The following is a 26,539-nucleotide window of genomic DNA, read 5'->3' as shown; positions in this document are numbered from 1 at the left end:
CGTGCGCGCGGGGTCAGGACGACGAGGGGTTGCCCGTCGACACCTTGAGCTGGATCACCGGCATCTTCTTGGGGTCGACGTCCGTGCCGGCGGCGGGCAGCTGGTCCCTGACCGACCCCTCGCCGTACGTGTTCTCGTCGACAGGCACGATCTTCATCTTCCAGCCGGCGGCCTTGAAGCACTCCTGGACCGAGCCGATGTACTTGAAGGTGAAGTCGGGCACCTCGATCAGGTCGGGGTCGTTGTACGACTCCTGAGGCTCCGTGCACTTGTCCTTCTCGATCGTCTTCGTCGTGTCCGGCCCGCGGTATCCCTCCGGCTTGGCCGACGCGGAGGCACTGGCACCGCCGCTGCCCTCGGGGTCCTTGTCGCCGCCGCTCATCGTCAGCGCCGCGATCAGTCCGCCCACCGCCAGGACGGCGACCACCGCCGAAGCGATGAGCACCGGCTTGTTGCGCTTGCCGCCGCCCGAGGAGCCGGAACCCTGGGACTGGGGCGTGATGGTGTACGGCGGCGGTGTCGGCGCCCCCTGCTGCGGCGCGTACGCCGACGCGGCCGGTGTCGCGTAGCCGCCCTGCTGGGGATAGCCGTACGCCGGGGACGGCGCCGGGGTGCCGTACGGGTTCGGCGCGGGCGTCGGCTGGTACGGGGTCCGGACGGGGCCCGTGGGCGCCTGGCCGGTCTGGTCGACCGGCGGGAACACGGCGGAGCCGACACCGGCGCCGCTCGGCGTGTGCGCACCCGGGACGATGCTCGGCGGAGCGGCCTGGAAGGAGGCCGCCACCCGCAGGCACTCGTCGCGCATGGCCTCGGCGCTGGGGAAGCGTTCGTTGGGGTTCTTCTTCAGCGCGCGGGCCACCAGCGCGTCCACGGCCGGCGGCAGGGCGCGGTTGACGGAGGACGGCGCGACCGGATTCTCCTGCACGTGCGCGTAGGCGATGGCCAGCGGCGAGTCCGCGTCGAACGGCAGCCGCCCGGTGACCAGCTGGAACAGCATGATGCCGACCGAGTACAGGTCGGAGCGGGCGTCCACGCCGCGGCCGAGGGCCTGCTCCGGCGACAGGTACTGCGGGGTGCCGACGACCATGCCGGTCTGCGTCATCGAGGTCACACCGGACTGCATGGCGCGGGCGATGCCGAAGTCCATCACCTTGACCACGCCGCGCTTGGTCATCATCACGTTGCCCGGCTTGATGTCCCGGTGGACCAGGCCCATCTCGTGGCTGATCTCCAGCGCCGCCAGCACGTCCGCGGTGATCTTCAGCGCCTTGTCGGCGGGCATCGCGCCGAACCGCCGGACGTCCTCGTCGAGCACGGAGCCGAGCGGCCGGCCCTCGACGTACTCCATGACGATGTACGGCATCGTCGCGCCGTCCAGATCGTCCTCGCCGGTGTCGAAGACCGAGACGATGTTGGTGTGCGTGAGCTTGGCCACGGCCTGGGCCTCGCGGCGGAAACGCTCGCGGAAGGCCTGTTCCCGGCCCAGCTCGGTGTGCAGAGTCTTGATCGCGACCTGGCGGTCCAGCACCGAGTCGTACGCCAGGTGCACCGAGGCCATGCCGCCCTCGCCGAGCAAGTCGCGCAGCTGATAGCGTCCGCCGGCGAGCGCGCGTCCCGCGTACCGGCCCTGTCCGGCGTCCTGGCTCATGTCTCTGCTTCCCCCGTAGGCGCCGGCGGCAGCGGCCCGAGCGCGTTGATCGAAAGTGCTATTCCCGGCCAAGTCTGCCCCAGGGCACTGACACGTCAAGCGCGGTGCCCGTTCCGTGACCGTACGCGAAGGAAGCGTCGCGCAAGCGTTACCGCGGGCGTACGAGCGGTACACGGAATTTGCACGACAGTACGGACGCAGGGTTTCATGACCGGTCCGTCTCGATGCCGGTCCCGGTGTCCATCTCGGACCGGAGGCTTGCGCGGAGGCTGTAGCGTGGCCGACGGAGACCGTAACAACACCGCGCGCACCGCGGGCAGAAACGACGGCGAGGACTGATGGCACAGCAGCAGCGCGCCCAGGGCCCGTCCGAACCCGAGGCTACTGGCGGCGGCGGTATGTCTGACGCACCGGAGACCTGGGGCAACGGCGGACTGGTCGGCGACGGCCGGTACCGGCTGACCCGCAGACTCGGGCGGGGCGGCATGGCCGAGGTGTTCGCCGCCGAGGACGTCCGCCTCGGCCGCACCGTGGCGGTCAAGCTGCTGCGCGCCGACCTGGCCGAGGACCCGGTCTCCAAGGCGCGCTTCACGCGCGAGGCACAGTCGGTGGCCGGACTCAACCACCATGCCATCGTGGCCGTGTACGACTCCGGCGAGGACTTCGTCGGCGGGCAGTCCGTGCCCTACATCGTGATGGAGATCGTCGAGGGCCGCACCATCCGCGACCTCCTCCTCAACGCGGAGGCGCCGGGCCCCGAGCAGGCCCTGATCATCGTCTCGGGCGTCCTGGAGGCGCTCGCCTACTCGCACCAGCACGGCATCGTGCACCGCGACATCAAGCCGGCCAACGTCATCATCACGCACAACGGCGCGGTGAAGGTGATGGACTTCGGCATCGCCCGCGCCCTGCACGGCGCGTCCACGACGATGACGCAGACCGGCATGGTCATGGGCACCCCGCAGTACCTCTCCCCGGAGCAGGCCCTCGGCAAGGCCGTCGACCACCGCTCCGACCTGTACGCGACGGGCTGCCTGCTGTACGAACTCCTGGCGCTGCGTCCGCCGTTCACCGGCGAGACCCCGCTGTCGGTGGTCTACCAGCACGTCCAGGACATCCCGACGCCTCCCTCCGAGGCGTCGGACGCCTGCCCGCCGGAGCTCGACGGCCTGGTGATGCGCTCCCTGGCCAAGGACCCCGACGACCGTTTCCAGACCGCCGAGGAGATGCGCGGCCTGGTCCAGTACGGGCTGCAGATGCTCTACGAGCAGGGCGGCCACACCGGCACCTGGAACACCGGCCCCGTCGGCATGCACGACGGCCGGCACACCCCGGCGGCCGGGATGGCGGGCACGACGGTGCTGCCGCACCCGGACCACGGCTCGGGCACCACGCAGATCCCCCAGCCGATCCTGCCGGGCGGCTACGGCGCCGGCGACGAGGGCGGCTTCGAGGGACACGGCAACAAGGGCAGCGGCCGGGGCAAGCTGCTGGTCCTGGCAGTCCTCGCGGTGATCGCCGTCGTCGCGGGCGTCGCGCTGGCCATGAATCACGACGAAGGCGGCGGGGGCGGCGGCACGAAGACCTCCCCGTCGCCCACCGTCTCGCAGAGCACCGGAACCGAGTCGCCCAGCTCCTCGCCCAGCGACGAGGCGACCGAGGACACCTCCGACCCGGGCACGGAGCAGAGCAACGGCGGGGGCGGCAACGGCGGGGACTGGGAGCAGCCCTACACGCCGTCCTACACGCCGTCGTGGACCGCGACGAACGAGCCGACCGGCGAGCCGACCGGCGGTCAGACGCAGCCGTCCACGCCGACGGGCGGCGGTGAGTCGCCGGGCGGTGGTGACGGTGAGCCGACCGGTGGCGGCGGTGAGTCGCCGGGCGGTGGCGGCGGTGAGTCGCCGGGCGGTGGTAACGGTGAGCCGACCGGTGGTGGCGGTGATCCGACCGGCGCCGCCGACGGCGGCGTCTGACCCGAACCGTTCCCCACGCGCGCGTGCGGCCCGGAAACGGGCTCCACGCGCGCGTCGCGTTCCGGACGCCACGTAAGCCGGCGGCACCCGTTGCGACGTGCACGGAGCCGGACCGCGGCCCGGCCCGCGAGGCAGACCGGCCCGACCGTCCCGCCGTCCACCTCGCGCGCGGTGGCGGCCGGGCCGAGCGGTGGCTCCCCGGCGGCGACGTCCCGCACGTCGGACAGCGGCCCGGCGCCCGGGTGTCCTTGGGGACGCGGCCGGAAGCTCCCGCCGTGATCGCTTCGGAGCGGGCCTCTTCGTCGGCGAAGAGGGCGGGTGTCAGGCACCGGACGGACGCGACGCGGGAGCGGATCTCGCGGCACCCCACGCCGCTGCCGGCCGGGGCCGCGCGTCGAGCACCGCGACGTCCGGGCAGGCGACCGGGAGTCCGGGCCGGTGGCCGGGACGCGGGCGATCGCGCCGTCCGCCGTGCCCGCCTCGCCGACGAGCCCGACGCCCGCCTCGCCCGCGGCGGATCACGCACGCCCCGGTGGACGACCTCGTGGCCGTCGAGGGGAAATGTCCGGATTGGCGCGTTTTCGTGCCTGCGCTCGGTCTCACCCGCGTACTCTTCCCGTGCCCGGGGTGGCCGGGATAACGTGCCGTTGTTCCGGCCCCCTGCGAGGCTGTGACCAGTAAAACTTCCCCACTTTGCCGATTTACTTGGAAATCCGAGTAAAAACGCAGGTCAGGAGGGGTTTCACAGAAATGTGGAGCACTGGGTAACGTGCCTTTTGCAGGGACGCTCGCCGGGGCACCTGTCACGCCTGTCCCCGACCGGGCCGCACCCACCCTGTGCGACCGACGGGCCACAGGTGAGCCGCACTGGCACCCGGCGAACCCGGGGGCCGGACCGACGGAGGAGCACACGTGACCGTGGAGAGCACTGCCGCGCGCAAGCCGCGACGCAGCGCCGGAAGCAAGGGAGCCGGCACCACCGGCACCGAGGGCGGCACCACCGGCGCCAAGCGCACCACCCGTACCACCCGCACCGCTGCCGGGAAGGGCTCCGCCACGGAGCTCGTGCAGCTGCTGACGCCCGAGGGCAAGCGCGTCAGGAAGGCGGCCTACGCGGAGTACGCCGAGTACGTCGCCGACATCACCCCCGACGAGCTGCGCGGCCTGTACCGCGACATGGTGCTCACCCGGCGCTTCGACGCCGAGGCCACCGCGCTGCAGCGTCAGGGCGAGCTGGGCCTGTGGGCATCGCTGCTGGGCCAGGAGGCCGCCCAGATCGGCTCCGGCCGCGCCACCCGCGAGGACGACTACGTCTTCCCCACCTACCGCGAGCACGGGGTCGCCTGGTGCCGCGGGGTGGACCCGACCAATCTCCTCGGCATGTTCCGCGGCGTGAACAACGGCGGCTGGGACCCCAACAGCAACAACTTCCACCTCTACACCATCGTCATCGGCTCCCAGGCGCTGCACGCCACGGGCTACGCGATGGGCATCGCCAAGGACGGCGCGGACTCCGGCGTGATCGCCTACTTCGGCGACGGCGCCTCCAGCCAGGGTGACGTCAGCGAGGCGTTCAACTTCGCGGCGGTCTACAACGCTCCGGTGATCTTCTTCTGCCAGAACAACCAGTGGGCGATCTCGGAGTCCAACGAGAAGCAGACCCGGGTGCCGCTGTACCAGCGCGCCCAGGGCTTCGGCTTCCCCGGCGTCCGCGTCGACGGCAACGACGTGCTGGCCTGCCTGGCGGTCACCCGGTGGGCCCTGGAGCGCGCGCGGCGCGGTGAGGGACCGGCGCTGATCGAGGCGTACACGTACCGCATGGGCGCCCACACCACCTCGGACGACCCCTCCCGCTACCGGCACGACGACGAGCGGGTCGCCTGGGAGGCGAAGGACCCGATCCTGCGCCTTCGCCGTCACCTGGAGTCCGCAAACCACGCGGACGAGGGATTCTTCGGGGAACTGGAGGCGGAGAGCGAGGCGTTGGGCAAGCGAGTACGCGAAGTGGTCCGTGCCATGCCGGACCCGGACCGGTTCGCCATCTTCGAGAACGTGTACGCGGACGGGCACGCGCTCGTCGACGAGGAGCGTGTCCGGTTCGCCGCCTACCAGGCGTCGTTCGCAGAGGTCGAGGGGGTCTGAGATGGCGGCGGAGACCGTGACGTCCAAGAACATGGCGCTGGCCAAGGCGATCAACGAGTCGCTGCGCCACGCGCTGGAGTCGGACCCCAAGGTCCTGATCATGGGCGAGGACGTCGGCAAGCTCGGCGGCGTCTTCCGCGTCACCGACGGGCTGCAGAAGGACTTCGGCGAGGACCGGGTGATCGACACCCCGCTGGCCGAGTCCGGCATCGTCGGCACCGCCATCGGTCTGGCCCTGCGCGGCTACCGCCCGGTGGTGGAGATCCAGTTCGACGGCTTCGTGTTCCCGGCCTACGACCAGATCGTCACGCAGCTGGCGAAGATGCACGCCCGCTCGCTGGGCAAGGTCAAGATGCCGGTCGTCATCCGCATCCCCTACGGCGGCGGCATCGGCGCGGTCGAGCACCACTCCGAGTCGCCCGAGGCACTGTTCGCGCACGTGGCGGGCCTGAAGGTGGTCTCCCCGTCGAACGCGGGCGACGCGTACTGGATGATGCAGCAGGCCATCCAGAGCGACGACCCGGTGATCTACTTCGAGCCCAAGCGGCGCTACTGGGACAAGGCAGAGGTCGACACCGAGGCGATCCCGGGCCCGCTGCACAAGGCGCGGATCGTCCGGGAGGGCACCGACCTCACGCTGGTCGCCTACGGCCCGATGGTGAAGCTCTGCCAGGAGGTCGCCGACGCGGCGGCCGAGGAGGGCCGTTCCCTGGAGGTGGTGGACCTGCGGTCCATCTCCCCGCTGGACTTCGACACGGTCCAGGCGTCGGTGGAGAAGACCCGCCGCCTGGTCGTGGTCCACGAGGCGCCGGTGTTCCTGGGCTCGGGCGCGGAGATCGCGGCGCGGATCACCGAGCGCTGCTTCTACCACCTGGAGGCCCCGGTGCTCCGGGTCGGCGGTTACCACGCGCCGTACCCGCCGGCCCGCCTGGAGGAGGAGTACCTGCCCGACCTGGACCGGGTGCTGGACGCCGTCGACCGCTCGCTGGCGTACTGAGGAGAGGGCGTTGACGACGATGACTGAAGGCTCCGTACGCGAGTTCAAGATGCCCGACGTGGGCGAGGGACTCACCGAGGCCGAGATCCTCAAGTGGTACGTCCAGCCCGGTGACACGGTCACCGACGGACAGATCGTGTGCGAGGTCGAGACGGCCAAGGCCGCGGTCGAACTGCCCATCCCCTACGACGGCGTGGTCCGCGAGCTGCACTTCCCCGAGGGCACCACGGTCGATGTGGGAACGTCGATCATCGCGGTGGCCGTCGGTGACGGTGCGGCCGCCGCCCCGGCGCAGGAAACGGCCCCGGAAACGGCCCCGGAACCGGCCGAGGCGCCGGTGGCGGACACACCGGCACCGGCCGCCGCGGAGGAGAAGCCGCAGGCCCGCCAGCCGGTCCTGGTCGGCTACGGGGTCGCCACCTCCTCGACCCGCCGCCGCCCCCGCAAGAACCCGGGGGGCCCGGCTCCGGAGGCGTCGGCCGGGATCCAGTCCGAGCTGAACGGCCACGGACCGGTGACCCGCGAGCGCCCCCTGGCCAAGCCGCCGGTGCGCAAGCTGGCCAAGGACCTCGGCGTCGACCTGGCGACCGTGGTGCCCTCCGGCCCGGACGGCGTCATCACGCGCGAGGACGTGCACGCCGCGGTGGCGCCCGCCCCCGCACCGGCCCAGACGCCGGAGGCGCCCCCCGCCGCGCCCACGTCCGCCCCCGCGGCCCCGGCACCCGCGGTGTCGTACGACACGGCGCGCGAGACCCGTGTCCCGGTCAAGGGCGTGCGCAGGGCGACGGCGGCGGCGATGGTCGGCTCGGCGTTCACGGCGCCGCACGTCACGGAGTTCGTGACGGTCGACGTGACGCGCACGATGAAGCTGGTCGAGGAGCTGAAGCAGGACAAGGAGTTCGCGGGTCTGCGGGTGAATCCGCTCCTGCTGATCGCCAAGGCCCTGCTGGTCGCGATCAGACGGAACCCGGACATCAACGCGTCCTGGGACGAGGCGGCACAGGAGATCGTGGTCAAGCACTACGTGAACCTGGGCATCGCGGCCGCGACCCCGCGCGGCCTGATCGTGCCGAACATCAAGGACGCCCACGCCAAGACGCTGCCGCAGCTGGCCGAGTCGCTGGGTGAGCTGGTGTCGACGGCCCGGGAGGGCAGGACGTCCCCGGCCGCCATGCAGGGCGGCACGGTGACCATCACCAACGTCGGCGTCTTCGGCGTCGACACCGGGACGCCGATCCTCAATCCCGGCGAGTCCGCGATCCTGGCGGTCGGCGCGATCAAGCCCCAGCCGTGGGTGCACAAGGGCAAGGTGAAGCCGCGTCAGGTGACCACGCTGGCACTGAGCTTCGACCACCGCCTGGTCGACGGCGAGCTGGGCTCCAAGGTCCTCGCCGACGTCGCGGCGATCCTGGAACAGCCCAAACGACTGATCACCTGGGCGTGAGCCCCACGGGCCGAGTAGGCTCATGAACAGGAGGGGCGCCGCAAGTTCGCATTGCGACGCCCCTCCCGCTGTCTGTCTGCGGACTCAGGCCTGATGGAGCACGTAGACCGGAGCCCCGTCCTCGGCCCCGCCCCGCGAGCGAATGCAGGCGTGCTTGCGCAGCATCCGGAGGCATTCGTTGACGCGGTGCACGGAAAGCCCCGTGCGCGCGGAGATCGACTCCAGGGGCTCGCGCAGCTCACCCTGTTCGACGAGTACCGGGGCGATCACCACGGCCACCGCCCACACGTCCTCGGTCACGGACAGCCGCTGCCGCCAGTCGGCCAGTACGGACTCCGTGGTGGGCAGCGCGGTGAGACGGCCGCGGGGCGTGTGACGCCGGAGGACCAGCGTGTCGAACCGGTCCGCGATGCGTTCCATCGCCCGGACCATGGCCTGTTGCACGGCGAGGGTGGACTGCTGGACGGCGAGAGTGGCCTGTTGCACGGCCAGCGCGTCCCTCTGGACGGCCAGTGTCTCCTGCTGCAGCGCGATCGATGCGCGCTGTCCGTCGGCCAGTTCTTCGTCCAGCCGGAGGTTGTGCGCCTCCAGCCGGACGATGGCCTCCGCGACCTGCTCCGGCATGGCGTAGGCGATCGGAGCACCTGGTTCGGAAGGCTGTACCTCGGCCTCGTCGAGAGAGTACGAACCTTCGCGCTGTACGGTCTCGATGACTTCGGCGACCCACTGTTTGAAGGGCGCGCAAGCCGGCTTCGTGCAGGCGTTGACGAGCAGGATCAGACCCTGCAGATCGATGAGTTGCAGGTCTCGGCGCCAACTCCTACCTGCGGGAATGCCGAGACAATGACTTCCAGTCACTGTCTCGAGATTGTCTCGGTGCTCCTCCGGGACATGGTCGAGAAGCGCCTTACGGGGCGTGGTGTAGCCCAACTCCTTGCAGACATCCACCGCCGGGAACCAGTGTGTTCCGTCCGGCATGGTCAGCCTCCGCACCCGGGCGCCGGTCGCCGCGTACACGAAGTCGCTGACGTCGATCGCCTCGCGTCGTTCGGTGGAGTCCTGTCGTTTGCTGGGTTCGTTCATGTGAACCACCTCCGCCGCGGAACGTAGAGCGCAGCGGGGGGCATATGCCAGGCGGAGCAAGGATGTTCACGACTGCGAGCGAAGCCGGTCGAAAACCGATGCACCGGTCGACGGGTGTGTGTATGGCGGACGGCACGGTCAGGAAGCCCGGCCCGTCCGCAGCGCGTTGAGGAGGGCCGCGCCCCGTTCCGCGTCGTCGACGCTCACCGCGAACTCCGTACGGCGCCCCCGGGGCCGTACGACCAGGCAGTCGCCGGCGCGCAGCATCACCGTGGTGCCGAGGCCGTTGAGGCGGTAGCCCCAGCCGCCGACCTGGGCGGGCCCGCGGGTCTCGGCGCGCGCCGTCTCGATGTCGTCGGGCGCCCACCGACGCGTGGGCCGGCCGAGCGGGCCGAAGGACACTTCCAGACCGCGTTCCGAGACGCGTGCCTGCACCGAGGAGCACAGGGCGCAGGCGAGGGAGGCGACGGCGCAGCCGGCGAACAGGGCCCACAGGCCGCCCGGATCCGCCAGACCGCCGGTCAGGGCGACCAGCGCGGCCACGGCCACGAGGCCGGTCAAGGCCGCCAGCAACTGCAGCCAGGGGTTGGCGGTCCGGGAGAACCACACCAGCCGCCGGCCCTCGGGGAGGTCCAGCGAGGGGCCGTCGGGGCCGGCCGCGGCGGTGTCCGCCGAGGCCGCCGCCCGCCGGGTGCCGGCCAGCCATCCGCCCACCCCCGCGAGCACGGCGGCGCCGAGGACCGCGACCACCCAGGCGGTCGGCTGCCGGGCCTCGTGCCAGTCCGCGCGGTCCAGGTTGGCCCGTACGACGGCGGCCTGGGCGCCGCCCAGGACGATGCCGACGGGGAGCAGGACCGCGGCCGTCCACGGGCGGGCCGTCGCCGGGCCGGTCCGCAGCAGTGGGACGGTGGCCGCCGCCGCCGTCACCAGCCACAGCAGTGCCGGGAAGAGGGACGCCGCCCACAGGGGCATCGAGCCGTCGGGGGTCCCGCCGTCCAGACCCCAGTGGGTCGCCAGCCGGTCGGGCAACCGGTCCCGCACCACGAGCGGCAGCCCGGCGAGCACGGCCGTGACACCGGCCGTCCAGACCACCGTCGTCGCCCCGGCCCTCACCGTCGTGCCCCTCATGGCATCCCCCTGATCATGTCGATGAGATCGGTTCTGCTGTAGCCCAGCCGGGCCGCCTCGGCGACCAGTTCCCGTACGCGGATCTGCAGTCCGGACTGCCGGTGCGCCTCCGCGGCCACGGTCACCCCCCGGCCCCGGCGGAACTCCAGCAGCCCCTCGTCGCGCAGGCCGCGCAGTGCGCGCAGCACGGTGTTGACGTTGACGTCCAGGGCCTCGGAGAGGTCGCGTGCCGAGGGCAGGCGGTCGCCGGGGCCGCACTCGCCCTCGGCGATGGCCCGCCGGACGGCGCCGGCGACCTGCTCGTGCAGGGGGCGGGTGTCGGTCTTGTCGAGACTCAGCAGCATGGTGCTATTGAAGCTATCACCATGCGCTTCATCGGTACAGAGTGGGGACAGGGCCGGTACGGAGAACGGGCCCGTCGCGGCGGCGACGGGCCCGTTCTGGCGGTGTGTCCGTTGTGGTGGTGTGTCCGGACGGCGGTCCTACCTGGCGAAGCCGTAGTTCATGAGCTTCGTGGCGTCGGTGGCGCGCTGTGTCGCGGACGTGGAGGCCAGGACCGTGCCGATCACCGTCTTGCCCTTGCGGGTCGCGGCGAAGACCAGGCAGTACTTGGCCTCCGGGCCCGAGCCGGTCTTCACGCCGATCGTGCCGCTGTAACTGCCCAGCAGCGTGTTGGTGTTGGTCCACGCCGCCATCGTGCGGGTGCCGCCGCTCTTCGTCGTCGTCCTCGCCGTGTAGCTCTTCGTCTTGACGATCGCGCGGAAGGTGGGGTTCTTCATCGCGCTGCTCGCGATCTTCGTCAGGTCGCGCGGCGTCGAGTAGTTGCTGCCGTTGCCGATGCCGTCGAACGAGTCGAAGTGCGTGTTCTTCAGGCCGAGGCTCTTGGCGGTGGAGTTCATCTTGCCGATGAACGACTTCACCCGCTCCGCCCGCGTCTTGCCGGTGCCGAACGTGTCGGCCAGCGCGTAGGCGGCGTCGCAGCCGGACGGCAGCATCAGGCCGTACAGCAGCTGGCGGACCGTCACCTTGTCGCCGACGATCAGACGTGCGGACGAGGCGTTCTTCGAGACGATGTAGTCGCTGTAGGCCTTCTGGATCGTGACCTTGGCGTCCAGGTTCAGACGGGGCTGGGAGAGCACGACCTTGGCGGTCATGATCTTGGTCGTGGATCCCGTGGAGCGTCTGGTGTCCGCGGCCTTGGTGTAGAGGGCCCCGCCGGTCGCGTCGTTCATCACGAAACCGCCCTTGGCGGCGATCGCGGGCACGGCGGGCGCCTGCAGGGGCGCGGCGGCGGCCTGTGCGGGCACGGCGGCCTGCGCGGGCGCGGTGGCGAGGGCCCCGGACGCGAGCACGGCGCCGGTGGTCACGGCGACGGCGACGGCCCGCCGGAGGTGGACGCCCTGAATACCGTTTATCAAGTGAGATACCCCGATTGATGTGAAATCCGCTGTGGCGAAGCCCGGTTGTGGTCGAACCAGCATGGGCCACGCCTGTGGGACACGTGAATAGCACGAACGGTTGTGCCGTCGGCGGGCGCGTCCCCCGGACGGGTGCACGCGCGTCCGGATGCTGGACGGCGGCTCTCTTGCGTCTCTGTTGTATCTATCCTGTGGGCATGACCATGGCCGTGAAGCAACCCCCCGCCGCCGACCGCGTGTACGCCCACGTCAAGCAGGCCGTCCTCGAGCGCCGTTACGAGGGCGGAACCCTGCTCACCGAGGGAGAGCTCGCCGAAGCCGTGGGCGTCTCGCGCACCCCGGTGCGGGAGGCGCTGCTCCGGCTCGAGGTCGAGGGACTGCTCCGGCTCTACCCGAAGAAGGGCGCCCTGGTCCTGCCCGTCTCCGCCCAGGAGATCGCGGACGTGGTGGAGACGCGGCTGCTGGTCGAGGAGCACGCGGCACGCAAGGCCGTACCCGCCCCGCCCGGACTCGTCGGGCGGCTGGAGGAGCTGCTCGCCCGCCAGCACGAGCAGGCCGCCGCCGGCGACTTCGCCGCCGCCTCCGTCACCGACCGCTGCTTCCACGCCGAGATCGTCCGCAGCGGCGGCAACGAGATCCTCTCCCGCCTCTACGACCAGCTCCGCGACCGCCAGTTGCGCATGGGCGTCGCCGTGATGCACTCCCACCCCGACCGGATCGCCAAGACGCTCGCCGAGCACGAGGAGATCCTCGACGCGCTGCGCTCCGGGGACGCGGAGGCGGCCGTCGGCGTCGTCCACCGGCACGTGGGCTGGTTCTCGCACCTGGCCCGGGGGGAGGTCCGATGAGTTCGGCAGAGCTGGGGAAGAGCACCCTGCCCGGTGATCCTCCCCCAGAGGGGGCACCCCCAGGCGGCCGGCGCGCGATCGCCGTCTGGAGCATCGGCGTCGCCGTCTACTTCGTCGCCGTCATCTTCCGCACGTCCCTGGGCGTGGCCGGCCTCGACGCGGCCGACCGCTTCCACGTGGGCGCCTCGGCCCTGTCCACCTTCTCCATCCTCCAGCTGCTGGTCTACGCCGGCATGCAGATACCCGTCGGCCTGCTGGTCGACCGGCTCGGCACGAAGCGGGTGCTGGGCATCGGCGTCGTCCTGTTCACGGTGGGACAGCTGGGCTTCGCCTTCTCGCCGACGTACGGCACCGCGCTCGCCTCCCGGGCGCTGCTCGGCTGCGGCGACGCCATGACGTTCATCAGCGTCCTGCGGCTCGGCACCCGCTGGTTCCCGGCCCGGCGCGGGCCGATGGTCGCCCAGCTCGCCGGACTGGTCGGCATGGCGGGCAACCTGGTCTCCACACTGGTCCTGGCCCGCCTGCTGCACGGCATCGGCTGGACGGCGGCCTTCGCGGGCAGCGCGCTCGCCGGCGTGGTCGTCCTCGTCCTGCTGGTGCTCTTCCTGAAGGACCACCCCGAGGGACACGCGCCGGAGCCGGTGCCGCACCAGGGGGCCGCGTACGTACGGCGGCAGATCGCCGCCTCCTGGCGGGAGCCGGGCACCCGGCTGGGACTGTGGGTGCACTTCACCACCCAGTTCCCGGCGATGGTGTTCCTGCTGCTGTGGGGTCTGCCGTTCCTCGTGGAGGCCCAGGGACTGTCCCGGGGCACGGCCGGTGGGCTGCTCACCCTCGTGGTGCTGTCCAACATGGCGGTCGGCCTGGTCTACGGCCAGATCATCGCCCGGCACCACGCGGCCCGGCTGCCGCTGGCGCTCGGCACGGTGGGCGCGACGGCGGCCCTGTGGGCGGCGACGCTGGCCTACCCGGCCGAGCACGCGCCGATGTGGCTGCTGGTCGTGCTGTGCGCGGTGCTCGGCGCGTGCGGACCGGCGTCGATGATCGGCTTCGACTTCGCGCGGCCGGCGAATCCGCCGGAGCGGCAGGGGACGGCGTCCGGGATCACGAACATGGGGGGCTTCGTGGCGTCGATGACCACGTTGTTCGCGATCGGGGTGCTGCTGGACGCGACGGGGGACGACTACGCCGTGGCGTTCTCGTCGGTGTTCGTGCTGCAGGCGGTGGGGGTCGCGCAGATCCTGCGGCTGCGGAAGCGGGCGGCGCGGCGGGAGCGGGAGCGGTCGGTGGCCAGCCGGGTGGAGACGGTGCACGTTCCTGTGTAGGCGCCGGGCGCGGACCTGGCCGGGGGCTGCGCCCCCGGACCCCCCCTCGGCCTGAACGGCCTCGTCCTCACCTACCGAGCGGGCCGATCCCGCCGTCCGACGTCACTGCGTCACCGTGAAGTTGCGCAGGATCGCCGCCGTCAGGTCCGGGTCGCCCTCCGTCTTGACGCGGTCCGCCACCGCCTCCGGGGTCACCCGGCCGCAGGCCAGACGGACGTACGTCTCCCAGTCGAGGGTGAGGGTGGCGGCCGGGCCGAGGGCGGGGACCGTCTCCAGGGTGCCGCGGCCCTGGATGTCGACGCGGACCGTGCGCAGGAACTCGACCGGACCGTGGACGTCGAAGACGACCGCCGAGCTGCGCGGCGCGTCCGCGCGCTCGGCGACGACGCCCGGCAGCTCGGCGAGCAGCACGTCACGGGCGACGTGCGCGCCGGGGGAGTCGAGGTTGCCGGGGCGGCCGAGGGCCGTGCGCAGGTCCTGCTCGTGCGCCCACACGCAGAAGGCGTGCCGGCGCATGGAGTCCTCCAGCGTCAGGTCCGGGCCGTAGGGGCCGCGCACCTTGGTGCCCGGGTCCCGCGACTCGTTCCGCAGTTGCCGGTTGCGCCGGATGATCATGTACTCGAGCTCGGACGTGATCTCGGGCGCCGTGTGGTGGCGGCGGACGTCGACCTGCATCTCCATGTACCGCTGGTGCTCGTTGGTGACGTGGAACAGGTCGCGCGGGAGCGTGTGGATGGGACGAGGGTCGCCGAGCATCTCGGAGTCCAGGCCCATGACGTGCGAGACGACGTCCCGCACCGACCAGCCCGGGCAGGGGGTACGGCGGTTCCACTCGGCATCCACGAGGTGCTGGACCAGCTCGGATATCGCCTCGATGGAGTGAGTCCAGGCGTCGGCGTAGGGCTGGAGGGTGGGATGCAGACTCACGGAACGGGACCCCTCGGCGGTCGGTACACGGGCGGGTTGTGGCGGCGGTGCCAGTGGGAGGTGGCTGCGGCGGTCGGCGGGCGTCTTGGGACGCTAAGTTACGCTGCTGTGCGGCACCCCGGCAGTGCTTTCGTGTGACGATCGTAGGCCCGAGCGGACGGCTCGAATGCCAGGACGGTGGTAGTGTGCGCACCTCTTTGGTCCAAATCGCCGTGAACGAGGGCGAATCCGTGGAAGCGCGCCGTCTGCGCGCGGCATCGCTCGTCCGGGACCAGGCGGGCTCCGACCTCGTCGTCCTGCCGGAACTGTGGACCACGGGCGCGTTCGCCCTCGAGGAGTTCGACGCGCGGGCCGAGCCGCTCCGGGGGCCGACGTACGAGGCGATGGCCGGGGCGGCGAGCGACGCGGGCGTGTGGCTGCACGCGGGGTCCGTCCCCGAGCGCGCTCCCGACGGACGGCTCTACAACACCTCCCTCGTCCTCTCCCCCGCCGGCGACCTGGCCGCCGCCTACCGCAAGATCCACCGCTTCGGCTTCGACAAGGGCGAGGCCGTGCTGATGGGCGCGGGGAGCGAGCTGGTGACGGTCCACCTGCCGGGGACGACCCTGGGCGTGGCGACCTGCTACGACCTCCGCTTCCCCGAACTCTTCCGCGGCCTCGTCGACGCCGGTGCCGAGACCCTCGTCGTCCCGGCGGGCTGGCCGGAGCGCCGCCGGTCCCACTGGACGCTCCTGGCCCGGGCGCGGGCGGTGGAGAACCAGGCGTTCGTCCTCGCCTGCGGAACGGCCGGGACGCACGCCGGGGTTCCACAGGCCGGCCACTCGGTCGTGGTCGACCCCTGGGGCGAGGTGCTGGCGGAGGCCGGCGCGGACGAGGAGGTCCTCACCGTGGAGTTCGACCCGGCGGAGGTGGCGCGCACCCGGGAGCGGTTCCCGGCCCTCAAGGACCGGGTGCTGGGCCTTCCGGCACCGAGCCGGTGACGGGAGGGCGAAGGGATCACCCGTCCTCGTCACCCGGCTCCGGCCCCTTCTCCCGTTCCTTCTCCCGTTCCTTCTCCGCCAGGTGGATCACGCACACGGTCAGCGCGATCAGCAGCGCCGGGTCAGCGTCGTCGCGGACGACGTCCAGTCCGTAGGCGTCCCGCAGGGTCAGCCACCGCCGGGAGACGACGGCCAGCAGTTCGCCGTCGTACTCGATGGCGAACTCCCGGTCGAGGATCCTGCCGCTGACGTCCAGCTCGGTGCCGTCGGCCAGGGCGACCCGGTAGTGGTTGCGCAGCAGGGACAGCCGTTTGCGTCCGAGGGTCGCCAGCGGCTCGCCGCCGCGCTCGATCACCATCGTGTCGCGCAGGGCGAACATCTTCTGGTGGATGCCGATGAGCACCCGCCCCCGGGCGTCCTTCAGCTCCCAGGTGTCCCGCAGCCGCATCGCCTTGCCGTCGACGAGGTACGCCTTGTTGCCCTCGGCGTCCTCGATCCAGTAGTCGTCGCCGAAGCCGAGGAGCCGGTCGTACACGAGGAATCTCATGCCCTGACCGCTTCCCCGCCGGACGCTCCGGGACGCGGCCGGTAGGCCGACAGGCGGAACCCGGCCGGGCCGGACGCCTGACGCACGCGGCGCCGCTCAGGCGCCGTAGCCGTCGCTGTAACCGTCACGCGGGTGGTGGTGGGGCCGGTCCTCGACGACGGGGGTCGTCGGCGGCATCACGACGCGGCGGCGCCGGGCGATGCTGCTGAACGTCGCCACCCCGATCAGGCCGACGATCATGAGGATGACACCGACCAGGTCGAGGTTGACGCCCTGCATGTCCCAGTCGGTCGCGAACGTGAGGATGGCTCCCACGGCGATGAGGATGATGCACCCGCCGAGGCCCATGAGTGTCGCCTCCCTGTAGATCCGGTCGTTCCGGCTTTCCGGTCGATCCGGTTCCGTTCGGGTACCCCCGGCCGGAACAGCCATGCGGCGCACGGGCGTTCCGGCCGGGAGCGCGGCGCGGGCTCAGCCCTCCAGGAACGCCACCAGCGCGTTCGCCAGCAGGTACGGGTCGTCGGCGCCGCACAACTCCCGGGCGCTGTGCATCGACAGGATGGCCACGCCGATGTCGACGGTGTGGATGCCGTGCCGGGCCGCGGTGATCGGTCCGATGGTCGTGCCGCAGGGCATGGAGTTGTTGGAGACGAAGGTCTGGAAGGGGACGTCCGCCTTCTCGCAGGCGGCGGCGAAGACCGCGCGGCCCGAACCGTCCGTGGCGTAGCGGTTGTTGACGTTGACCTTGAGGATGGGGCCGCCGTTGACGCGCGGGTGGTGCGTCGGGTCGTGCCGCTCCGCGTAGTTGGGGTGGACGGCGTGACCGGTGTCGGAGGACAGGCAGACCGTGCCCGCGAAGGCCCGCGCCCGGTCCTCGTGGGAGCCGCCGCGTGAGAGCACCGAGCGCTCCAGCACGGTGCCGAGCAGCGGTCCGTCCGCGCCCGTGTCGGACTGGGAGCCGGTCTCCTCGTGGTCGAAGGCGGCGAGGACGGGGACGTACGGGAGGCCGGTGCCCGAGGTCGCGACGGCGGCCAGGGCGGCGGTCCCGGCGTGCACGGACAGCAGGTTGTCCATGCGGGGGCCGGCCACCAGCTCCCGGTCGCGGCCCAGGTGGGCGGGGGGTTCCACGGAGTGGGTCATCAGGTCCCAGCCGGTGACCGTGCCGGGCTCCAGACCGGCCTCCTCCTCCAGGAACGCGATGAGGTCGCCGTCGTTCACCGTGTCGCCGAGGCCCCAGACGGGCTGGAGGTGGCGCTGCTTGTCGAGCTTGAGGCCCTCCGCGGTGACGTTGCGGTCCATGTGGATGGCGAGCTGGGGGACGCGGAGCAGGGGACGGTCGACGTTCACCAGGCGCGTCGATCCGTCGCGCAGCGTCAGACGGCCGGCCAGGCCCAGGTCGCGGTCGAGCCAGGAGTTCATCAGCGGCCCGCCGTAGATCTCCACGGCGACCTGCCGCCAGCCGTGCGCCCCGCTGTCGGGCCGCGGCTTGACCCGCAGGTTGGGGGAGTCGGTGTGCGCGCCGACGACGCGGAAGGGGGTGTGCGGCTCGGCGCCCTCGGGGACGTACCAGGCCACGATCGCGCCGCCGCGCAGCACGTACTTGCCGCCCGTCGTCCCGTCCCAGGCGTCCGTCTCCGCGACCTGCCGGAAACCGGCCTTCTCCAGCCGGTCGGCCGCGTTCGCCACCGCGTGGTACGGCGTCGGGCTCGCGGCCAGGAAGGACATGAGGTCGTCGGTGTGTCCGCGGTCGAAGCGGGAGGGTGCGCTCATGGTTTCACCTTAACGACGTGCGAGGGCCCGCTCCCCGTCTGCCGGGAGCGGGCCCTCGTGAGGGTGTGTGGAGACTGTGGAGACGGGCCCCGGAAGGTGTCTCGAAGGACCCGGACGGGCCCTTCGAGACACCTTCCGGGGTGCTCGGAGGCGCCTTAGAAGGCGGCCTCGTCCAGCTCCATCAGGTCCAGCTCGACGCCCTGGGCGACCTTGCGGGCCAGGGTGACGCCGGGCAGGACGTTGGCCGCGAAGAACTTCGCCGCGGCGATCTTGCCGGTGTAGAAGGCCTTGTCCTTGGCGGACGCGGTCGGCAGCTTCTCGGCGGCGATCGCGGCGCCCTTGAGGAGCAGGTAGCCGACGACCACGTCGCCGGAGGCGAGCAGCAGGCGGGTGGTGTTGAGCCCGACCTTGTAGATGTTCTTGACGTCCTGCTCGGTGGCCGCGAGGTCGGTCAGCATCAGGCCGACGATGGCCTCCAGCTCGACGGCGGCCTTGGCGAGGTGCTCGCGGGCACCGGACAGCTCCTCGCCGCCGGTGGCGAGCGCCAGGAACTTCTTGATGTCCTCGGCCAGCGAGTTCAGCGCGGCGCCCTGGTTGCGGACGATCTTCCGGAAGAAGTAGTCCTGGCCCTGGATCGCCGTGGTGCCCTCGTACAGGGTGTCGATCTTGGAGTCGCGGATGTACTGCTCGATCGGGTACTCCTGCAGGAAGCCGGAGCCGCCGAAGGTCTGGAGCGACTGGGCGAGCTGCTCGTAGGCCTTCTCCGAGCCGTAGCCCTTGACGATGGGCAGGAGGAGGTCGTTGAGGGCGTGCTCGGCGGTGGCGTCCTCGCCGTTCGCCTCCTTGACCTGGATCTCGTCCTGGATCGAGGCGGTGTACATCACCAGGGCGCGCATGCCCTCGGCGTACGCCTTCTGCGTCATCAGCGAGCGGCGGACGTCGGGGTGGTGGGTGATGGTGACCTTGGGGGCCGTCTTGTCCATGAAGTTCGCCAGGTCGGGGCCCTGGACGCGCTCCTTGGCGTACTCCAGGGCGTTGAGGTAGCCCGTGGAGAGGGTGGAGATCGCCTTCGTGCCGACCATCATGCGGGCGAACTCGATGATGCGGAACATCTGGCGGATGCCGTCGTGCTTGTCACCGATCAGCCAGCCCTTGGCGGGGTGGCGGTCGCCGAAGGTCATCTCGCAGGTGTTGGAGGCCTTGAGGCCCATCTTGTGCTCGACGTTGGTGGCGTAGACGCCGTTGCGCTCGCCGAGCTCGCCGGTCTCGAAGTCGAACTCGTACTTCGGGACGAGGAAGAGGGACAGGCCCTTGGTGCCCGGACCGGCACCCTCCGGCCGCGCGAGGACGTAGTGGAGGATGTTCTCCGACATGTCGTGCTCGCCGGACGTGATGAAGCGCTTCACGCCCTCGATGTGCCAGGAGCCGTCCTCCTGCTGGACCGCCTTGGTGCGGCCGGCGCCGACGTCCGAGCCGGCGTCCGGCTCGGTGAGGACCATGGTGGAGCCCCACTGCTTCTCGACGGCGATCTTGGCGATGTGCTTCTGGACCTCGTTGCCCTCCTCGAAGAGGATGCCGGCGAAGGCCGGGCCGGAGGAGTACATCCACACGGCGGGGTTGGCGCCGAGGATCAGCTCCGCGTAGGCCCAGATCAGGGAGCGCGGGGAGGTGGTGCCGCCGATCTCCTCGGGCAGGCCGAGACGCCAGTACTCGGAGTCCATGAAGGCCTGGTAGCTCTTCTTGAAGGACGCGGGGACCGGGGCGGTGTTGGTCTCCGGGTCGAAGACCGGCGGGTTGCGGTCGGCGTCCGCGAAGGACTCCGCCAGCTCGTTCTCGGAGAGGCGGCACAGCTCCTCGAGGACGCTCTTGGCGGTGTCCGTGTCCATCTCCGCGAACGGGCCCGTGCCGTACACCTTGTCACGGCCGAGCACCTCGAAGAGGTTGAACTCGATGTCCCGGAGATTCGGCTTGTAGTGCCCCATGGCGACGGCTCCGTTGAGAGATCGGCGAGGCACTGACTCCTCGCGCCTTACACACGTACCAACTAGTAGCTTCGATGATGCTACCCGTCGGTAATAAGAAGCAACCCCGCCCCGTCCATCTGTGACACGTCTCAAGCGCCACCCACTCAGGTGAACCGCCGCCTCCACCCGGGCGTGTCGTGTAATCGATCAACTACGGTCCGTGATAGTCCCCGTTCCCGACGTGCTCGGAGCTTCTCGTGCGACGACTTCTGACCCGGCTCGGCGGCCTCGCGGCGGCGGCGATGCTGACCGCCGGCCTGACCCAGCCCGCCCACGCGGCCGACCCGGCCTACTTCGAATTCACCGACATCACCCGTGAGCGGGCGGTCGTCCGGATCGACGACCCGGAGAAGATCCGGCACGCCCGGGACCTGCTGAGCGGTGAGACGGACGAACGTCCCCACCTCGTCGGGCGGATCGTCAAGCGGCAGGCCCCCTACAACCCGGGGTGGTCCTTCCACTACAACCCGGAGACCGTCGACTTCTTCGACGTGGCCATCGAGGTCTGCGACGCCACCCTGCCCTATGTCGAGGACCATCTGGACGAGGCGGGCGGCGCCTTCCTGCCCGGGCTCGTCTGGTGCCCCTGGACCTCCCGGCTGACCCGTGAGGTTCCGGCCCCGTAGGCCGTTCGGGCGACGGGGCGGCTCGGTACGCTTCTCCCCATGTACGGCTATGACCAGAACGCGGGTGCCCAGCAGCAGTACGCCCCGCCCCAGCAGCCGATGTCCGGCGGCTACGGGCAGCAGCCGCCGCTGTATCCCGAGCCGTCCCCGCCCTCGCTCGCTGACGCGGTGCGCGCCTTCACCACCGGGCAGATGGCCGCCGAGGACTTCCAGCAGATCTTCGCCACCTCGAAGGTCTACTGCCCGCGCGGCGACAACCCCGGTTTCCTGGCGCTGCACAACACCCAGCAGCCGGTGATCCCGATGTTCACCTCGCTGAAGGAACTGCGCAGGTACGCGGGCAAGGAGTCCAAGTACTTCGTGATCACCGGAGCCGAGGTGATCGACCTGCTGCCCACCGGCTACGGCTTCGTCCTGGACATGGAGGGCGAGCACCGGATGGTGTTCGACGCCAAGGCCGTCGAGCAGATGGTCGACTTCGCGATGCGCCGGATGTACGGCTGACGACCGGAGCGATTCCTTCCGTCGGTAGGGGCCCTTATCGTGCCGATGTGATCCGCAGGAGCACGGCCTCATCTCCGTCCTTCCGCCGCGGGAGCGCGCCGGCGGTGTCGCGGGACCGGCTGTGGGTGGCCGCGGCCGTCGCCTACGTGCTGGTCCCGGTGTTCTTCGTGGTCCGCGGCGCGGACGCCGCCTCGTACTGGTCCTGGGTGCTGGGGCCCCTCTTCGGGTGGATCGGGCTGGAGGCGGCCGGCGCCGGGCTGCGGGTGGGCCGCACGGCGTACGTCCTGCGGCGGCGCGGGGTCGTGGCCGAGGGGCGGCTGGAGGGCGGCGTGGACGTCCCCGTGGACGAGTACGGCGCGACGACCCGGCATCACCGGTACACCTACACGGACGCCGAGGGGCGCCGGCACGCGCGCACCGGCGCGGTCGGAGGCGCGGAGCGCGTCGACATCCTCTACGACCCGCGTGATCCGGCCCGCACCACCAAGGTCGGCCGCGGCACCGCGGGCTGGCTCGCCGGGGCGGGGGTGCTGCTGCTGGTACCCGGGCTGCCCCTGGTCATCTGTGGCGCGGGACTGATGGCCGCGGCGGTCGTGCGCGCGCTCGGATAGCCCCTCGTCCGGCCGGGGGAAGGGCGGAGCCCGGAGGGAATTCCCTCCGGGCTCCCTCCGTTATGGGTGGCAAGAAGTTCAACGCTCAACTAAAGTGGGCGTACCGAGGAGGTACAACATGCCTGCAGTGACCGTCGAGAACCCGTTGACGCTGCCCCGCGTATCCGCACCCGCCGACGCCGTGGCACGTCCCGTGCTCACCGTCACGACCGCGCCCAGCGGTTTCGAGGGCGAGGGCTTCCCGGTGCGCCGCGCGTTCGCCGGGATCAACTACCGCCATCTCGACCCGTTCATCATGATGGACCAGATGGGCGAGGTGGAGTACGCGCCGGGAGAGCCCAAGGGCACGCCCTGGCACCCCCACCGCGGCTTCGAGACCGTCACCTACATCATCGACGGGATCTTCGACCACCAGGACTCCAACGGCGGTGGCGGCACCATCACCAACGGCGACACCCAGTGGATGACGGCGGGCTCCGGCCTGCTGCACATCGAGGCGCCGCCGGAGCAGCTGGTCATGTCCGGCGGTCTCTTCCACGGCCTCCAGCTGTGGGTGAACCTCCCGGCCAGGGACAAGATGATGGCCCCGCGCTACCAGGACATCCGCAGCGGCTCGGTGCAGCTGCTCACCTCCCCCGACGGCGGCGCGCTGCTGCGCGTCATCGCCGGTGAGCTGGACGGCCACGAGGGTCCCGGCATCACGCACACGCCGATCACCATGGTCCACGCCACGCTCGCCCCGGGCGCCGAGGTCACCCTGCCCTGGCGGGAGGACTTCAACGGCCTCGCGTACGTGCTGGCCGGACGCGGGTCGGTGGGTGCCGAGCGGCGCCCGATCCGCCTGGGCCAGACCGCGGTCTTCGGCGTCGGCGGCTCGCTGACGGTCCGCGCGGACGAGAAGCAGGACTCCCACACCCCCGACCTGGAGGTCGTCCTGCTGGGCGGGCGGCCGATCCGCGAGCCCATGGCGCACTACGGCCCGTTCGTCATGAACACCAAGGACGAGCTGATGCAGGCCTTCGAGGACTTCCAGAAGGGCCGGCTCGGCACCGTCCCGGCGGTGCACGGCATGTCCGCCGACGGTCCCGGCGCCTGACCGCTCCGCCTCCTCACCCGGGCGGGCCGTCCGAGCAGGACAGCCCGCCCGGTGCGTGATCGGCTGGAGCGGTGCACCTGCTTCCCGGTCCGGTACGCCGCTTCGCCGCCTGGTGCGTCGTCGTCCTGCTCGCCAGCGGTGTCGTCTACGTCGTCATCCGGCTGTGCGTGGAGTTCCGCACCGCGGTGACGCCGGCGCTGCTCGCGCTGCTCGGCACCGCCCTGCTCAGACCGCTGCACCGGCGACTGGTGAAGGCGCACGTGCAGCGGTCGCTGGCCGCGGGACTGACCTGCGTCGCGGTCGTGTTCGTGGTCGGCGGGGCCGTGTACATCGTGGTCGCCGCGCTCATCGGCACCGGCGACCAGATCATCGCCTCGCTCAAGGACGCGGCGCGAGGCGTCGCCACCCATTTCGGGGCCGCCGGGACCTCGCTGGACGACGTCGCGTCCAACTCGCGCGAGCTGCTGGGAAAGTTCGGCGGTACGGCGGCCTCCGGAGTGATCACCGGGGTGAGCGTGGCCGGCGAGATGATGGCCATGGCGGTCCTCGCGCTGCTGCTCGTCTTCTTCTTCCTGCGCGACTCCGACCGCGCCGTCGGCACGGTGCGCTCCCTCGTCCCCCGGCGCAGCGCCGACACGGTCGAGGCGATGGCCCGGCGGGCCTTCGGGGCCGTCGAGGGCTTCATGCGGGGCACCACCCTCATCGCCCTCATCGACGCCGTCTGCATCACCGTGGGGCTGCTGGTGCTCCGTGTGCCCGGCGCGGTCGGGCTGGGCGCGCTGGTCTTCGTCGGCGCCTACATCCCCTATCTCGGCGCCTTCATCTCCGGGGCCGTCGCCGTGCTGGTCGCGCTCGCCGACCGCGGGTTCGTCATCGCGCTGTGGGCCCTCGGGGTGGTGCTGGCCGTGCAGGTGCTGGAAGGGCATGTGCTCCAGCCGATGATCCAGAGCCGGACCGTGCAGATGCACCCGGCGGTCGTGCTGCTGGCGCTCACCGCGGGGGCGTCCGTGGCGGGCATCCTGGGCATGCTCCTGGCCGTTCCGCTCACCGCGGCCGCGTTCGGGGTCGTCCACGAGCTCCAGGGCCGCTACTCGGCCTCCGGCGAGGCGTCCACGAGTGCCGAGGCGACGCCCGGCCCGTCCTCGGACCCGTCCTCCGGGGATTCGTAGAACTCGAACCAGATGCTCTTGCCCTCGCCGCGCGGGGTCACGCCCCACGCGTCCGAGAGCAGTTCGATCAGCATCAGGCCGCGTCCGGAGGACGCCATCTCCCCCGGCCGCCGCTTGTGCGGCAGGTCGTCGCCGCTGTCGGTGACCTCCACCCGGATGTGCCGTTCGCCCGGGCTTCCGCCGACCTCGGCGACCAGCAGGGCGTCGGCGTCGGTGTGGACGAGGACGTTCGTCAGCACCTCGGACAGCAGCAGGACCGCCGCGTCCCGCTGCTCCTCGTCGGACCAGTCGTGCAGCAGCTCCCGCAGCAGCTGCCGGGCGGCCGCGATCCGCTCCGGCTCGGCCTGTGCGACCGTCAGCACCGTGCGCCGTACGGGGGGCCGGGTGACCGTGCTGATGCCGTGGCCGCAGCTCTCGTCCCGCCAGCACAGCAGCACCAGGGCGATGTCGTCCTCGCGCCGGTCGGCCAGGGGGCCGGTGGTGTGGTGCGAGGACGGCCCGTGCACCGCCTGGACGAGTGCGTCGGCCAGCTCCTCCAGGTCGCCCTCGTGCTCCTCCAGGACGATCCGCAGGCGGTTCCAGCCGGTCTGGAGGGTGTGACCGCCCGTCTCGACCAGGCCGTCCGTGCACAGCATCAGGGTGTCGCCGGGCTCCAGGGCGAGCCGGGAGGTCGGAAAATCGGCGTCCGGGTCGATACCGAGCGGCAGGCCGCCCTCCGTGGCGAGGATCAGCGCCGTGCCGTCGGCCATCCGCACCACGGGGTCCAGATGCCCGGCGCGGGCGCTCTCCACGACACCGGTCGCCGGGTCCACCTCCGCGTAGAAGCAGGTCGCGAAGCGCAGGTCGGCGGGGTCCTCGGTGGAGTCGGCCAGGCTGTGGAAGAAGTGGGAGGCCCGGGAGAGCACCGCGTCGGGGCGGTGGCCCTCCGACGCGTAGGCGCGCAGGGCGATGCGCAGCTGCCCCATCAGCGCGGCGGCCCGTACGTCGTGGCCCTGGACGTCGCCGATGACGACGGCGAAGCGGCCCCGGGGCAGCGGGATCATGTCGTACCAGTCGCCGCCGACCTGGAGCCCGCCGCCGGTGGGGACGTAGCGGGCGGCGATGCTCATGCCGGGGATCTCGGGTACCAGCGCGGGCAGCATGGTGCGCTGCAGCCCGTCGGTCAGTTGCCGCTGGGTCTCGGCGGCGCCCGCCCGGGACAGCGCCTGCGCCAGCATCCGGGCCACGGTGGTCAGCACCGACCGCTCGTCCGGCGTGAAGGCGACGGGATGGGCGAAGGCGGCCATCCAGGCGCCCATGGTGCGGCCCCCCGCGGCCAGCGGCAGGAAGGCCCAGGACTGGCGGCCGAAGCGCTCGGCGAGCGGCCAGGTGATCGGGTAGCGGGAGCGGTACTGCGCGGGGGAGGAGAGGTAGACGGCACGGCCGGTGCGGACCACCTCGGCGGCCGGGTAGTCCGTCTCCAGGGGCATGTCCACGAACGGATTCATGTCGTCCTGCGGCTGGCCGTGGTGGCCGATGACCGTCAGACGGTCGCCCGACACCCCGAACACGGCGAGTCCGTCCGGAGTGAACCCCGGCATCGACAGGCCCGCCGCGACCCGCAGCACCTCCTCGGTCGACCGCGCCTCGGCCAGTGCCCGCCCCGCGTCCAGCAGGAACGCCTCCCGGGAGCGACGCCAGTCGCCGGTGACCGCGCTGCGCGCGGCGGAGGTGCCGGGGGCCGGTTCGGTGACCTCCTGGAGGGTGCCGATCAGCTCGTACGCCTTGCGTACGGGGTCGAAGGACGGCTTGGAGCGGCTGCGGACGACCCGGACCACCTGTCCCCGCTCGTCCATGATGCGGATCCGGACCTCGGCGACGGTGTGCTCGGCGACGGCCAGTTGGACGACGCCGGTGATCTCGTTCCAGTCGACGGGGTGGAGGCGGGCGCGCGCCTGGGCCTCGGTGAGGGTCGTCCGCTCGGCCGGCAGACCGAGCAGCCGGGCCGCCTCGGCGTCGACCGTGACCCGCCCGGTGGCGGTGTCCCAGTGCCACAGGCCGGTGCCGAGAGCGGCAAGGACGTCCCCCACCTCGGGAAGGGGCTCACCAGTGCGCATTGCCCCACTCTAAGAAGAGGTGTTCACAGGCTGCCACCGCTCGCTCCCGCGGTATTGGTGAGGAACCGATCCCCCGGTCCCCGGTACGCTGGGGTTGTTTCACGTGAAACACGGACCGCGAGACCACGCCAGGTGAGCCCCGTGAGATCCGTGGGACACAGCCCCCGATCCGCGAAGACT

General features: G+C 71.5%; 23 protein-coding genes. 12 read left to right on the top strand and 11 right to left on the bottom strand.

Annotated features, from left to right (window positions below):
* Window positions 1-13: 13 nt before the first annotated feature.
* Window positions 14-1,648, bottom strand: coding sequence for a protein kinase (locus tag ACIRFH_RS06195; RefSeq protein WP_403517397.1), 1,635 nt, complete (start codon window positions 1,646-1,648; stop codon window positions 14-16).
* A 338-nt stretch (window positions 1,649-1,986) separates the two neighbouring features.
* On the opposite strand from ACIRFH_RS06195, the gene ACIRFH_RS06190 reads away from it, so the two are divergent.
* The 4 genes from ACIRFH_RS06190 to ACIRFH_RS06175 all read left to right on the top strand — a co-directional run bounded on the left by ACIRFH_RS06190 (window position 1,987) and on the right by ACIRFH_RS06175 (window position 8,207).
* Window positions 1,987-3,624 (top strand): protein kinase, encoded by a 1,638-nt coding sequence (locus tag ACIRFH_RS06190; protein ID WP_403517395.1) that lies wholly within the window; start codon window positions 1,987-1,989, stop codon window positions 3,622-3,624.
* Window positions 3,625-4,536: 912 nt separating this feature from the next.
* Window positions 4,537-5,766, top strand: coding sequence for a pyruvate dehydrogenase (acetyl-transferring) E1 component subunit alpha (gene pdhA / locus ACIRFH_RS06185; protein ID WP_403517393.1), 1,230 nt, complete (start codon window positions 4,537-4,539; stop codon window positions 5,764-5,766).
* A gap of 31 nt (window positions 5,767-5,797) precedes the next feature.
* Window positions 5,798-6,763, top strand: coding sequence for an alpha-ketoacid dehydrogenase subunit beta (locus tag ACIRFH_RS06180; protein WP_403517766.1), 966 nt, complete (start codon window positions 5,798-5,800; stop codon window positions 6,761-6,763).
* A gap of 10 nt (window positions 6,764-6,773) precedes the next feature.
* Complete coding sequence (locus tag ACIRFH_RS06175; RefSeq protein ID WP_403517392.1) at window positions 6,774-8,207, top strand: dihydrolipoamide acetyltransferase family protein; 1,434 nt, start codon at window positions 6,774-6,776, stop codon at window positions 8,205-8,207.
* Window positions 8,208-8,291: 84 nt separating this feature from the next.
* On the opposite strand, the gene ACIRFH_RS06170 is transcribed toward ACIRFH_RS06175, so the two are convergent.
* The 4 genes from ACIRFH_RS06170 to ACIRFH_RS06155 all read right to left on the bottom strand — a co-directional run bounded on the left by ACIRFH_RS06170 (window position 8,292) and on the right by ACIRFH_RS06155 (window position 11,836).
* The gene (locus ACIRFH_RS06170; RefSeq protein ID WP_403517391.1) at window positions 8,292-9,290 is read right to left on the bottom strand and encodes a BRO family protein; all 999 of its coding nucleotides are present in this window, start codon (window positions 9,288-9,290) and stop codon (window positions 8,292-8,294) included.
* A gap of 138 nt (window positions 9,291-9,428) precedes the next feature.
* Window positions 9,429-10,418: a DUF1648 domain-containing protein gene (locus tag ACIRFH_RS06165; RefSeq protein WP_403517389.1), complete on the bottom strand. Its 990-nt coding sequence runs from the start codon at window positions 10,416-10,418 to the stop codon at window positions 9,429-9,431.
* A complete protein-coding gene (locus tag ACIRFH_RS06160; RefSeq protein WP_403517387.1) occupies window positions 10,415-10,762 on the bottom strand; it encodes a GntR family transcriptional regulator in 348 nt (115 codons plus the stop codon). The genes ACIRFH_RS06165 and ACIRFH_RS06160 overlap by 4 nt, the downstream gene beginning before the upstream one ends.
* Before the next feature lie 138 nt (window positions 10,763-10,900).
* The gene (locus ACIRFH_RS06155; RefSeq protein ID WP_403517385.1) at window positions 10,901-11,836 is read right to left on the bottom strand and encodes a D-alanyl-D-alanine carboxypeptidase family protein; all 936 of its coding nucleotides are present in this window, start codon (window positions 11,834-11,836) and stop codon (window positions 10,901-10,903) included.
* 197 nt (window positions 11,837-12,033) lie between these two features.
* Here ACIRFH_RS06155 and ACIRFH_RS06150 point away from each other — a divergent pair, with 197 nt between their 5' ends.
* Both ACIRFH_RS06150 and ACIRFH_RS06145 read left to right on the top strand, forming a co-directional pair.
* Complete coding sequence (locus ACIRFH_RS06150) at window positions 12,034-12,684, top strand: GntR family transcriptional regulator (RefSeq protein ID WP_403517383.1); 651 nt, start codon at window positions 12,034-12,036, stop codon at window positions 12,682-12,684.
* A complete protein-coding gene (locus ACIRFH_RS06145) occupies window positions 12,681-14,009 on the top strand; it encodes a nitrate/nitrite transporter (protein ID WP_403517381.1) in 1,329 nt (442 codons plus the stop codon). The genes ACIRFH_RS06150 and ACIRFH_RS06145 overlap by 4 nt, the downstream gene beginning before the upstream one ends.
* Before the next feature lie 102 nt (window positions 14,010-14,111).
* Here the strand turns inward: ACIRFH_RS06145 and ACIRFH_RS06140 are convergent, their stop codons facing one another.
* Window positions 14,112-14,936: a maleylpyruvate isomerase family mycothiol-dependent enzyme gene (locus ACIRFH_RS06140; protein ID WP_403517379.1), complete on the bottom strand. Its 825-nt coding sequence runs from the start codon at window positions 14,934-14,936 to the stop codon at window positions 14,112-14,114.
* A gap of 185 nt (window positions 14,937-15,121) precedes the next feature.
* Here ACIRFH_RS06140 and ACIRFH_RS06135 point away from each other — a divergent pair, with 185 nt between their 5' ends.
* Window positions 15,122-15,916, top strand: coding sequence for a carbon-nitrogen family hydrolase (locus tag ACIRFH_RS06135; RefSeq protein ID WP_403517377.1), 795 nt, complete (start codon window positions 15,122-15,124; stop codon window positions 15,914-15,916).
* Window positions 15,917-15,932: 16 nt separating this feature from the next.
* Here ACIRFH_RS06135 and ACIRFH_RS06130 read toward each other — a convergent pair whose 3' ends face one another.
* From ACIRFH_RS06130 to ACIRFH_RS06115, 4 genes are all read right to left on the bottom strand, one after another.
* Window positions 15,933-16,463 (bottom strand): LURP-one-related/scramblase family protein, encoded by a 531-nt coding sequence (locus ACIRFH_RS06130; protein WP_403517375.1) that lies wholly within the window; start codon window positions 16,461-16,463, stop codon window positions 15,933-15,935.
* 96 nt (window positions 16,464-16,559) lie between these two features.
* A complete protein-coding gene (locus tag ACIRFH_RS06125; protein ID WP_403517373.1) occupies window positions 16,560-16,811 on the bottom strand; it encodes a DUF6458 family protein in 252 nt (83 codons plus the stop codon).
* Window positions 16,812-16,934: 123 nt separating this feature from the next.
* Window positions 16,935-18,233 carry a M18 family aminopeptidase gene (locus ACIRFH_RS06120; protein WP_403517371.1) on the bottom strand — a complete coding sequence of 433 codons (1,299 nt, stop codon included), beginning with the start codon at window positions 18,231-18,233 and terminating at the stop codon, window positions 16,935-16,937.
* A 155-nt stretch (window positions 18,234-18,388) separates the two neighbouring features.
* On the bottom strand, window positions 18,389-20,215 hold the full coding sequence (locus ACIRFH_RS06115) for an acyl-CoA dehydrogenase (protein WP_403517369.1): 1,827 nt from the start codon (window positions 20,213-20,215) through the stop codon (window positions 18,389-18,391).
* 239 nt (window positions 20,216-20,454) lie between these two features.
* Between ACIRFH_RS06115 and ACIRFH_RS06110 the strand changes: the two genes are divergently transcribed.
* The 5 genes from ACIRFH_RS06110 (at window position 20,455) to ACIRFH_RS06090 (ending at window position 24,263) form a co-directional block, all read left to right on the top strand.
* Window positions 20,455-20,883, top strand: a complete 429-nt coding sequence (locus tag ACIRFH_RS06110; protein WP_403517367.1) for a calmodulin-binding protein — start codon at window positions 20,455-20,457, stop codon at window positions 20,881-20,883.
* Window positions 20,884-20,922: 39 nt separating this feature from the next.
* Window positions 20,923-21,387 (top strand): SseB family protein, encoded by a 465-nt coding sequence (locus ACIRFH_RS06105; RefSeq protein WP_403517366.1) that lies wholly within the window; start codon window positions 20,923-20,925, stop codon window positions 21,385-21,387.
* A 104-nt stretch (window positions 21,388-21,491) separates the two neighbouring features.
* Entirely contained in the window at window positions 21,492-21,998 is a 507-nt protein-coding gene (locus ACIRFH_RS06100; RefSeq protein WP_403517364.1) for a hypothetical protein, read from the top strand.
* Window positions 21,999-22,116: 118 nt separating this feature from the next.
* A complete protein-coding gene (locus ACIRFH_RS06095) occupies window positions 22,117-23,094 on the top strand; it encodes a pirin family protein (RefSeq protein WP_403517362.1) in 978 nt (325 codons plus the stop codon).
* Window positions 23,095-23,165: 71 nt separating this feature from the next.
* Complete coding sequence (locus ACIRFH_RS06090; RefSeq protein WP_403517360.1) at window positions 23,166-24,263, top strand: AI-2E family transporter; 1,098 nt, start codon at window positions 23,166-23,168, stop codon at window positions 24,261-24,263.
* On the opposite strand, the gene ACIRFH_RS06085 is transcribed toward ACIRFH_RS06090, so the two are convergent.
* On the bottom strand, window positions 24,182-26,359 hold the full coding sequence (locus ACIRFH_RS06085; protein ID WP_403517358.1) for a SpoIIE family protein phosphatase: 2,178 nt from the start codon (window positions 26,357-26,359) through the stop codon (window positions 24,182-24,184). The two genes, ACIRFH_RS06090 and ACIRFH_RS06085, sit on opposite strands and share 82 nt — an antisense overlap.
* Between the last annotated feature and the right edge of the window lie 180 nt (window positions 26,360-26,539).

The organism is Streptomyces sp. NPDC093586, assembly GCF_044764905.1.
Lineage (GTDB): Bacteria > Actinomycetota > Actinomycetes > Streptomycetales > Streptomycetaceae > Streptomyces.
Note: the sequence above shows the minus strand (reverse complement) of the source record. Positions and strands in the feature narration are given on the sequence as shown.